The organism is bacterium, assembly GCA_024224155.1.
GTDB lineage: Bacteria > Acidobacteriota > Thermoanaerobaculia > Multivoradales > JAHEKO01 > CALZIK01.
The window spans coordinates 21,633-31,005 of the sequence record JAAENP010000085.1 but is presented as its reverse complement, the minus strand read 5'-3'; the positions used below and the strand labels follow the sequence as shown (position 1 = coordinate 31,005).

The window sequence follows — 9,373 nt, the reverse complement described above, 5'->3', positions numbered from 1 at the left end:
TGGGTTTTCCCAGGTGTGCCTTTATCGAGGCAACTATAGACGTTACGCCTGCTATTACAGACGACGCGCCACCCGAATGGGCAGGATGGGCGCGACCAGCCAATGCCCAGGCCGTTCGAGGCTCCACCACGCAGCGCCTACGCGCACCTGGCTACCGATCAGCTCTTGCGGCGGTCGTTCTCGCTCCGCCGATCTCCGCCGCTGCGGCGGTCCAGGAACATCGAGAACGGGAACAGGTTTCTGATCCCGCGCTTGCTCTTGCGCCGGTCTTCGCCTGAGCGACGATCCCTGCCGGTTCGTCGCTCCGGGCCTTGCCCCTCACCCGTTGATTGCTCGGGCATATCCAATGATCCTCATTCTGTTATCCCCTCACAGCATAGCGTTTTCGGCCGAGGTTTCCCGGAAAACCGCCACCTCGTGACGCTACTAGCCCTGGTGAGTATCAGAACCACAGTGGCGGTGTGCTTTGATGTTAGCTGGCGGCCAAGCTCGAAGGACGCGAGGCTGCGAACGTGGTCGAGTTCCCCGCAAGCGGTAGCTCGACTTCGAGAGGGCTCACACGTTCGCAAACACGGCGAGGGCGAGGTGGCAACTCGCCTCAGCGACTCCTCTGACCTCTGAGCCACATGGCTTCGAGCACTCGTGCCGAAGACAGAACGATCCGTCGGTGAGTGAGGTTGTCGATCTGCTCTTCTGAGACCGGTCCCGGTCCCGGATCGACAGCCGCGAGGGTGAGAGACGGATCTTGGGCCATGGCAGCAACGGTCCACCCAACCAGCATCAGCGTCAGAGATATTGGATAGATACCTGCGAGCTTCATTGTGGGGGCTTGCGCCTCGGTTGGAGAGAGGTTGACAAGAACGACCGGTCGTGCTATTTTCTTGCCGACATGAGGAAAGGGCAAGACACCAAGCAGAGGATTCTGAGCCAGGCGCTGGACCTCGCGAGCACCGTCGGGGTCGAGGGCCTCTCGCTCGGCGAGCTGGCCAAGGCGACCGACATGTCGAAGAGCGGGCTGTTCGCCCACTTCGACTCGAAGGAAGGCCTGCAGGTCGAGGTTCTGGAGTCCGCCGCCGCTCACTTCATCGAGACGGTCGTATCTCCGGCTCTGCGTGAGCCCCGGGGCGAGCCTCGGGTGCGGGCTCTGTTCGACCGGTGGATGGCGTGGGAAACGCTGCGCACAGGCGGATGTCCGTTCATGGCCGCCTCCTTCGAGCTCGACGATCGCCCCGGGCGCGTCCGCGACGCGCTGGTCGCAACGCAGCGGGACTGGGTCGACACTCTGACGACCGCGATCCAGATCGCGGTGGAGGAAGGGCATTTCCGAAAGGACCTCGATGCCGCGCAGTTGGCTTTCGAGGTCTACGGGGTCTTCATGGCCTTCCACCTGCACCATCGTTTGCTCCGAGACCCGAAGGCGCACAACCGCGCGCTGAGTGCACTCGAGCGGCTGCTGGCCTGCGCCAGGTGATCTGACGAGACGAGGGGCACCATGTTTCAGCATGACGTTTCGAAGGAAACAAGCACGACCGTTCGTATGTTTTTGTTCCGGAGGTTCAACTTGCTTCTGAGTCGATTCGCTCCATCCCTAGCCGCCAGGCTGGCGGCACGGCTTTTCGTTACGCCGACTGCGACTCCGAAGCCCAGCCGCGAGTCCGCGTGGGCCGAAGGCGCCGACCGCATGACGATTCCGTCTCCGCTCGGGCCGATACCGGTCTGGGTCTGGGGAACCGGCTCGAGAACCGTTCTTCTGGCTCACGGCTGGTCGGGCCGGGGTCTTCAGCTGGGCGCTTTCGTCGAGCCGCTGCTCGCGCGCGGCTATCGTGTCGTGACGCACGATGCGCCGGCCCACGGCGAAGCCTCCGGCCGGACCGCGTCGATGCCGGCGTTCGCCGCCGCGCTGGGCGCAGTAGCGCGCCGTTTTGAGCCCGTCGAGGCGGTCATTGCGCACTCGCTCGGCAGCACCGCGGCCATCTACGCCCTGGCCGAGCGCGAGCTGAGCGCCGATCGGGTGGTCGCGATCTCGCCGTCGGCGCGGCTTCACGCCATCCGCGAGCGATTCGGTGAGCTGACCGGCTTCCCGCCACCGGTTGTCGATCGGATGCGCAGGGCTTTCGAAGACCGTCTGGGGTTCGAGTGGGATGCGTCCGAGCCGCTACGACTCGCGCCGGGCATGCCGATGCCGCTCTTGGTCATCCACGACTCGATGGATCGCTTCATCTCGCACCGAGAGGGCGCCGAGCTTGCCGACGCCTGGCCCGAAGCAAGCCTGATCACGACGACGGGCCTAGGCCACCACAGAATCCTCCGCGACCCGGAGGTGGTCAAGGCAGCGATTGCTTTCATCGGCGAACTCGCGGCGTTTGAACCAAAGGCAATGACCAGATTGGAAAGGAGAGCGTCATGATCGTCACCAGCAATACAGTAGTGGGCTTCATCGCCTGGATCGCAGAACGGCTCGGCTTCGCGTTCGAGCTTCCCAGGGATCTGCTCGTCGACGCTCTGGCCGGCGTGCTGGACGAAAGGGCGGTCTCGGAGCAGCTCGCCTACGGCAGGGACTGACTCGCGGCACCGTCAACATCCGCCGTCAGGCTGAAGGTACTCGCGCTCCAGTGCTCGGAGCGCATCGAGCGCCGGGTCGGCCCGGCTCGCGTCGAGCTCGCGACCTCGCTTCTCGAGGCGATGCTGTCGGACCTCGCCGAGCTGTCGGGCCTCGGCGAACCCTCGGTCGAGAACGGCGCGGAGAGCAACCCGTGCCTTGGTCGCGGTGAAGAAGCGCTTGCCGTAACGGCGCAGCGCGCGCCGGTCGATGTCAAAACCGAGCCCCGGGCGCTGCGGAAGGCGGATCTCGCCCTGGTGGTGCAGCCAGGGCTCGGTGAGAAGCCCGTCTCTCGCCTCCGGGACCCAGCCGGGTGGATCGAAGGGATATTCGATGCGAGCCTCGCCGTGGCGCGGAGAGGCCGCGAAGAGCTGCAGGTTGACGGCGAAGCCGATGCCGTTGGTCCAGGTATGTGGTGAGTAGAGAGCTCCCGCTCTTTCGACCAGACGGGCAATCACCCAGGTGGCAGCAATGCCACCGGTGAAGATCGCGTCGGGCTGATACCAGTCGAAACAGCCTTTCTCGAGCATTACCCGAAACTCGGGTAGGCCCTGGCCGTTGAGCTCGCCGCCGGCGATTGCCAGATCGGTCGCCTGCCGCAGTCGCGCCAGGCCCTGGTAGTCATCCATCGGCAGGGGCTCCTCGACCCAGGCGAACCCCAGATCCTCGGCCGCGCGGCAGAAACTGTGAGCGCGCTCGTAATCCCAGCGCGGGGCGTCCGCGACGACCGCGACCCGCCAACCCTGATTGGCGTCGACACCCAGGATCAGCTCGTCGCCCGCCGCGGCTCGCGCGGCGCGGATCTGGGCTATGTCCTCGTCGAGGGTCTCTGCATGAACCCGTACCTTGAAGGCGTCGAAGCCCTCGGCTCGTCGTGTTTCGATCTCTTCCTTCCGGGTCTCGGACGAGCGCACCTCACCGCTCGAAGCATACGCCCGGACGCGTCCGCCGCCCCCGCCGAGCAGCTTCCAGACCGGGCTGCCGCGCTTCTTGCCAACGATGTCCCAGCAGGCGGGCTCGATCCAGCCGGCGTTCCAGCCCAGGTAGCCCATCTCGCGGATGCGCTGTCGGACGTTGGCGAGGTCGTCGGCTCGCTCGCCGAGAAAGTAGGGACCGAGCAAGGCGCCGAGCCCGGAGCGCTCACGCCCCATCCGGGGTGCCGCGGACCAACCCTCGATGCCCGACGTGGTGGTCAGACGGATGAGATCGAAGCGGTTCTCGTTCTGCACCAGGCCCGGAATCCAGGCCGGCCGGAACGGAGCCGGCAAGGGCACGGCCACGTGCCAGAGATCGATGCGATCGATTCTCACGGCGTCACCCTTGTGCCTGACACGCGAACATTCTACGCGCGTGCGATGATCGTCTCGAGGGATTCACCGAGTTGGGCCGACTACTTCTTCTCTTCATTCTCGTACCGATCGCCGAGCTGGCGCTCTTGATCGAGATTGGCAAGCGCGTCGGCCTGCCGGCCATGCTGGCGCTGATCGTCTTGACCGGCGCTCTCGGCGCCTACCTGGCCCGCCACCAGGGCCTCGGGGTCCTCGCCAAGATCCGGTCGGAGATGAACCAGGGCCGGCTGCCCGCAGGTCAACTGGTCGACGGCGCTCTCATCCTGGTGGCGGGAGCGGTGCTCATGACGCCCGGCGTTCTGACCGATGCGCTCGGGTTCTTTTGCCTGATTCCGCCCGGGCGCAGGGTCATCAAGAAGTACCTGAGCCGGCGCTTCGAGCACGCGGTCAAGAGCGGCTCGGTCAAGATGTCGGTCGATCTTGGCGGCGGTTTCGGAGCGCCATATCCGAGGGAAACGCGTGACGTTACGCCGCGGTCGGAGAAGCTCGAGAGCCCGCCGAACCGGGACGATTCCGCGAGCGAACCCTAGCGCGGGCCAGATCCAAGACGGAATGAAGGACTGTCCTCGGCGTTCGAGGATGCGGTCCTTCGGCCAGCTTTGTTCACCGGCCATCCTCGGAGGGCTGTCGTGAAGTCTACCGTGCCCATTTGCCTGGCGGTGGGCAGTTACGGCAAAGTCGAGGCCATGTTCGAAGCGAACGCGACCAGCGAAGCGGCCCCCCGGGAGGCCGCCGCTCGGGTATGGGAAGAGGATCTCGAGGTCCTCGAGCCGCACTTCCGGGTCGACGACGTCCCGCCGCCGGTCGAGACGTTGCTCTACGCCTTGCAGCACACGCTGGTAGACGTCTCGCCGTACGTGCTGCCGCTGGTCGTGGCTCGGGCCGTCGGCTACAGCGACCTGCAGGCCGCGTACATGATCTCGACTTGCCTGGCATTGATGGGCGTCTTCACCTTTATCAATGCGACCTGGGGGCACCGGTTGCCGTCGGTCATGGGACCGTCGGCCACCAACGCCGGAGCCATGGCCTCGGTGGGCGCCATCTTCGGCGCGCCCGCGATGTGGATGGGCGCCTTCGTGGGCGGCATCTTCGAGGCCGCGGTCGGCGCCAGCGGCATCCTCACCCGGTTGCGCCGCTACCTTCCTCCCTACGTGTGCGGCATCGTGGTGACCACAATCGGTCTCACCCTGGCCCGCATCGCCGGGGGCTGGGTCTTCGCCGACACGCGGCCGGCCATGCTCACCCTCTCGGGACTCACCGGCTTGTCGATCGTTCTGCTTACGGTCGCGGGCTACCGCTTCGGTCTGGGAATCCTGGCGCGCGGATCGATTCTCTTCAGCCTGATGCTGTTCGGTGTCGCGGGGGCCGCCGCCGCGGGATTGGCCGACTTCGCTCCCATCGGCGAGGCCGCCTGGCTCGGTCTACCGCGACCGCTGGCCTTCGGCGGGCCCGGTGTCGGCTGGACCTTCGTCGGCGGGGCTGTGTTCGGGATCCTGGTGGGTTTCGTGGGCTCGATCGCCGAATCGATCGGCGACTATGCCGGAACCTGCGCGGTCTCGAAAGTAACCTATACCGTGCGGCACATCCGCCGGGGCATTACGGTAGAGGGGATCTCTTCCGCCGTGGCGCCTCTCTTCGGCGCCATTCCGCTCACCACTTACAGCCAGAACACGGGAGTGATCGCCACTACCCGTGTGGCGAGTCGACGGGTGATCCAGGTGGCCGCCGGCATCCTGGTGCTCTACGGGCTCTCGCCCAAGGTCGGGGCGCTTTTGATTCTCATACCGCGGCCGGTGGTCGGAACCGTCTTTCTGGTCGTCTGCGGCATGATCGCGGTGGCCGGGGTGCGGCTGCTTTCGATTGGCGAGAAGGACGAGGTCTACATGCTCACGACCGCGATCGCACTGATTGCCGCGGTAACTCTGCCGGCGGCGGTCGGCGGCAATCGGGAGTGGCTCGGGGGGCTCGCACCCTTCACCCGCCTGCTGTTGAGCAATGCCGTGGTCATCGCCACCATTCTCGGTATTTCGCTCAACGCCGTTCTGCGCGCGGTGCTGCCGGCTCCTGAGGTCTCGACCTGAGCTCCAGCCAAATGGGGCCCCGCCGGTTGTGAGGAGTAGAACCCGGGTGACTTCCACGCCGTAGAACGATCATGAATTCCAGGCAGTTTCTCGTCGGTTCACTTCTCTTCGCGGTCCCCGCCGCGCTGCACGCGGTGAGCGGCTCGGACTGGCCCGGCTACCTGGGCCCGACGCGCGACGCGCGAGCAACGAGCCCGGGCGGCAAGCTTGCCGATGCCGGCGACCTCGAGTTGGAGACTCTGTGGCGCAGACCGCTGGGCTCGGGCTACTCGGGGATCTCGGTCAGTGGCGGGCGAGCGTTCACGATGTATTCCGATGGCGCCTCCGACATCCTGGAGGCGATGGACGCGACCTCGGGCGAGAAGCTGTGGAGCCGGGCGCTGGCGCCGACCCTGAAGGGAAAAAGCGGCGCTGCCGACGGCCCGACCGGTACTCCAGCGGTGTCGGCCGACGTGGTGTACGCGTTGGGGCCGAAGGGTCAGATGATCGCGGCCGAAGCTGCTACCGGCAAGGTGCTGTGGCAGCGAAACCTGGTCGGCGAGCTGGGCGCGTCCATCCCGACCTGGGGAATCAGCTCTTCACCGCTTGTCGTCGGTGAAAACGTGGTCATTCTGATTGGCGGTGACCGCCAGGGTACGGCGTGTGCGTTGGACAAGACCAATGGAAAAACGGTGTGGTGCAGCGGCGAAGCCGCGACCGGTTATCAGAGTCCGGCTCTCCTGAAGCTGCGGGGGAGCGAACACCTCGTCGTGGCCTCGAATACGCACCTCTACGGTCTGGACCCTGTGGGGGGCGAGCTGGCGTGGAGTTTTCTCTACGAGCCGAACGGTGGCGAGGGGTCGTCCCAGCCGGTGACCGTGGGTGAGGATCGAGTCCTGATCGAAGCCGAAGCCGGATTCGCTCTGTTCAGGCTTCATCCCGCGGCACGCGGCTTCATCTTCAAGAAGTTGTGGCAGACGAAGAGCCTCAAGGACAGCTTTGCCGTGCCTCTTGCCCAGGGCAGCGAGCTCTACGGGTACAGCGGCTCCATCTTCTCCTGTCTCGATGCCGAGACCGGCGAGGTGAACTGGCGATCCCGAGCCTCGGGCGAAGGCGAGGCCGTCTTGATCGACGACTTGATCGTGACCTGGGGCAATGACGGCATGCTCCGGGTTGTCGCACCCGACCCGGGCGCCTACAGGGAGATCGCGTCTCATCAGACTCTGGATCGGGGCAGCTACACCACACCCGCGTACTCCAACGGAGTGTTGTTCGTCCGCAATCTCAAGGAGATCGCCGCGGTGCAGATCGCGCCGGCTTCGGGGCCACAGTAGAAACAATCCGGCGGATGTAAACGGTTTGCCCTGGTAGCGTCGTCTAGTAGACGATGACCCAAAGCGCGGGCGCCGTGGCTCTTCCCGAGGCACATACGAACGAAGTCGCGGATCTGGTGATCCGCGCGCGATCCGGCGATCAGAGGGCGTTCGGCGAGTTGGTCGAGCATTCGTGGTCGCCTCTGGTGACTCTGGCGCGCGGACTCCTCGCGGCGGAGGAAGAGGCCGAAGACGTCGTGCAGGAGGCGCTCGTCCACGCCTGGAAGAGGCTCTGGATGCTGCGCCGGCCGGAGAGCTTTGAAGCATGGATGCGTCGGATCGTTGCCAGGCGGTGCCTCAGCCGGGCGCGGCGCCTCCGCCGAACCGAGGAACTGGTCGATGTTCCCGGCGGCGCCCCGGCGCCCGAGGCCGGCCTGGAGGCCGCAAGACTGCTCTCGACGCTCGCTCCTCGGCAGCGAGCCGCGCTCTACCTCACCTGGGTAGAGGGCTGCACGGATCGGGAAGCGGGGCAAATTCTCGGCCTCAGGGCCGCGACCATTCGAGTGCATCGTCATCGAGGGCTGGAGCGACTGCGACGAACGGTGGAGAAGAAACCATGAACGGCAAGCAGCTGGATCGAATCCGGGGCGAATTCAAGGCGTGGACGCAGCGGCCTTCGGGTCGCTCCGTTGCCGAGGTGCGGACCCGAATCCTGGCGAGAATCGACCAGGCTCCGAGACGCTCCCGCTGGCGGCTGGCGACGGCGACGACCCTGGTGGCCGCGGGGCTGACGATTGCGGTGCTCGTGGTCGTGACCGGCGTGCCCTCGGGCGGCCCTTGGGGCGAGCGGCAGAATCTGCAGCCGCCGGTGTCGACGGTATCGGCGGTATCCGAGCAGGCGGCCAAGCCGTTGCTCATCTACGAACTGCGCTCCGGAACCAAGCTCTATCTTGCTCTGGCCAGGCACTCGCAATCAGCCGCGGAATCCGTAGATGAGAGATAGAAGGGAGATCAATCATGAAACGAGGATGGTCGATTTCGATACTGGTGATTCTCGGGCTCGGTGCGCTTTCAGCGGGAAGGGCCGATGCCGGTACCGATACCGGGGACGGCGCTGGAGATGTGCTGGTCGTGCGCTATGCCTCGCTCGTGGGTGGCCGCGAAGCCGGAAGTGCGCCGATCTCATCGGGAGTTCTGGGGCGCCGGGAGCTCCATCAGTTCCTGTTGGAGTGGCAGCCGGAGTCCGACAACGCAGAAGTGCGAGAGGTTTTTGCGCTCAACGATCTGGGTGAGCTCGCGCGCCAGGCCACGCAGCTGCCTCTGAATGGTGGCGCCGTGTCGGGGGTCTACGTTCACGGGGATTCGAGCTTCGAGATCGACATGGACATCCGACCATCGAAGACCCTCGATAGCGGCGACGACGTGATGACGATTTCGGCCAAGATCAAGCGTGACGGCGAGCTGCTCTCGGGGCCGACCATCCATACTCGCCTCGGCGAGCGCGCCATCGTCACCTCGGCCGAGGGGCCCGATGGGCCATTCCTGTTCTTGGTCGTCGAGGTCGATCGGATGTCTCAGGCCGAGTTGGGTCGACGGGGACTGCGCCATTCCTGGCGCAAAGACCTCATGCTGGTGGACGGCGAAGAGGTGACCGCGCCGGTGCCGATCGAGAAGACCCAACCGGCCTACCCGGCCGAGGCCCGCGAGCTGAAACACCAGGGGCGAGTGGTGTTGCGGATGGTCATCAATGCCGAGGGCGTGATCGAAGGGATCGAGGTGCTCGAGGGCCAGCCGTACGGGCTCAGCGAGGCCGCGGTGGCCGCGGCCAAGACCTGGCGCTTCAAGCCCGCGCTCTACGAGGGCGAGCCGGTCGCCGTCGTCTATATGGTCACGGTCAACTTTCGGCTGGAGTGACCGCACCGGTACTCCCGCCCGCTGAGGTAGTGGAGTTACCACCCGCCCGAGTGTTGCGATGGGCGGTTGTGTGTGTACTCTGACCCACAAGACACGGAGCACACCCCTGCGGCTCGCGAATCGTGCGTCTATGCCTGG

General features: G+C 65.7%; 12 protein-coding genes. 9 read left to right on the top strand and 3 right to left on the bottom strand.

All coding sequences use genetic code 11. The annotated features are described in order from the left end of the window. Window positions 1–158 precede the first annotated feature (158 nt). Both GY769_04675 and GY769_04670 read right to left on the bottom strand, forming a co-directional pair. Window positions 159–341 (bottom strand): hypothetical protein, encoded by a 183-nt coding sequence (locus GY769_04675; protein ID MCP4201211.1) that lies wholly within the window; start codon window positions 339–341, stop codon window positions 159–161. A 257-nt stretch (window positions 342–598) separates the two neighbouring features. Continuing rightward, window positions 599–820, bottom strand: coding sequence for a hypothetical protein (locus GY769_04670; GenBank protein ID MCP4201210.1), 222 nt, complete (start codon window positions 818–820; stop codon window positions 599–601). Window positions 821–889: 69 nt separating this feature from the next. On the opposite strand from GY769_04670, the gene GY769_04665 reads away from it, so the two are divergent. The 3 genes from GY769_04665 to GY769_04655 all read left to right on the top strand — a co-directional run bounded on the left by GY769_04665 (window position 890) and on the right by GY769_04655 (window position 2,562). Further along, complete coding sequence (locus GY769_04665) at window positions 890–1,471, top strand: TetR/AcrR family transcriptional regulator (GenBank protein MCP4201209.1); 582 nt, start codon at window positions 890–892, stop codon at window positions 1,469–1,471. Window positions 1,472–1,681: 210 nt separating this feature from the next. Continuing rightward, entirely contained in the window at window positions 1,682–2,407 is a 726-nt protein-coding gene (locus GY769_04660) for an alpha/beta hydrolase (protein MCP4201208.1), read from the top strand. Next, on the top strand, window positions 2,404–2,562 hold the full coding sequence (locus GY769_04655; GenBank protein ID MCP4201207.1) for a hypothetical protein: 159 nt from the start codon (window positions 2,404–2,406) through the stop codon (window positions 2,560–2,562). Before GY769_04660 ends, GY769_04655 begins: the two co-directional genes overlap by 4 nt. A 12-nt stretch (window positions 2,563–2,574) precedes the next feature. On the opposite strand, the gene GY769_04650 is transcribed toward GY769_04655, so the two are convergent. Further along, window positions 2,575–3,909, bottom strand: a complete 1,335-nt coding sequence (locus GY769_04650; GenBank protein MCP4201206.1) for a mandelate racemase/muconate lactonizing enzyme family protein — start codon at window positions 3,907–3,909, stop codon at window positions 2,575–2,577. A 71-nt stretch (window positions 3,910–3,980) separates the two neighbouring features. On the opposite strand from GY769_04650, the gene GY769_04645 reads away from it, so the two are divergent. The 6 genes from GY769_04645 to GY769_04620 all read left to right on the top strand — a co-directional run bounded on the left by GY769_04645 (window position 3,981) and on the right by GY769_04620 (window position 9,235). Continuing rightward, entirely contained in the window at window positions 3,981–4,478 is a 498-nt protein-coding gene (locus GY769_04645) for an FxsA family protein (GenBank protein ID MCP4201205.1), read from the top strand. Window positions 4,479–4,577: 99 nt separating this feature from the next. Next, window positions 4,578–6,029 (top strand): xanthine permease, encoded by a 1,452-nt coding sequence (locus GY769_04640; protein MCP4201204.1) that lies wholly within the window; start codon window positions 4,578–4,580, stop codon window positions 6,027–6,029. A 71-nt stretch (window positions 6,030–6,100) separates the two neighbouring features. Next, complete coding sequence (locus tag GY769_04635; GenBank protein MCP4201203.1) at window positions 6,101–7,342, top strand: PQQ-binding-like beta-propeller repeat protein; 1,242 nt, start codon at window positions 6,101–6,103, stop codon at window positions 7,340–7,342. 53 nt (window positions 7,343–7,395) lie between these two features. Continuing rightward, complete coding sequence (locus GY769_04630; GenBank protein MCP4201202.1) at window positions 7,396–7,941, top strand: sigma-70 family RNA polymerase sigma factor; 546 nt, start codon at window positions 7,396–7,398, stop codon at window positions 7,939–7,941. Beyond that, a complete protein-coding gene (locus GY769_04625) occupies window positions 7,938–8,324 on the top strand; it encodes a hypothetical protein (GenBank protein MCP4201201.1) in 387 nt (128 codons plus the stop codon). Before GY769_04630 ends, GY769_04625 begins: the two co-directional genes overlap by 4 nt. Before the next feature lie 14 nt (window positions 8,325–8,338). Beyond that, a complete protein-coding gene (locus tag GY769_04620) occupies window positions 8,339–9,235 on the top strand; it encodes an energy transducer TonB (protein MCP4201200.1) in 897 nt (298 codons plus the stop codon). The last annotated feature ends 138 nt before the right edge of the window (window positions 9,236–9,373 follow it).

Excerpts from the sequence above, each read along its gene's own strand:
- GY769_04675 (MCP4201211.1), bottom strand. The coding sequence starts at position 341 with ATGCCCGAGCAATCAACGGGTGAGGGGCAAGGCCCGGAGCGACGAACC.
- GY769_04670 (MCP4201210.1), bottom strand. The coding sequence starts at position 820 with ATGAAGCTCGCAGGTATCTATCCAATATCTCTGACGCTGATGCTGGTT.
- GY769_04665 (MCP4201209.1), top strand. The coding sequence starts at position 890 with ATGAGGAAAGGGCAAGACACCAAGCAGAGGATTCTGAGCCAGGCGCTG.
- GY769_04660 (MCP4201208.1), top strand. The coding sequence starts at position 1,682 with ATGACGATTCCGTCTCCGCTCGGGCCGATACCGGTCTGGGTCTGGGGA.
- GY769_04655 (MCP4201207.1), top strand. The coding sequence starts at position 2,404 with ATGATCGTCACCAGCAATACAGTAGTGGGCTTCATCGCCTGGATCGCA.
- GY769_04635 (MCP4201203.1), top strand. The coding sequence starts at position 6,101 with ATGAATTCCAGGCAGTTTCTCGTCGGTTCACTTCTCTTCGCGGTCCCC.
- GY769_04630 (MCP4201202.1), top strand. The coding sequence starts at position 7,396 with ATGACCCAAAGCGCGGGCGCCGTGGCTCTTCCCGAGGCACATACGAAC.
- GY769_04625 (MCP4201201.1), top strand. The coding sequence starts at position 7,938 with ATGAACGGCAAGCAGCTGGATCGAATCCGGGGCGAATTCAAGGCGTGG.
- GY769_04620 (MCP4201200.1), top strand. The coding sequence starts at position 8,339 with ATGAAACGAGGATGGTCGATTTCGATACTGGTGATTCTCGGGCTCGGT.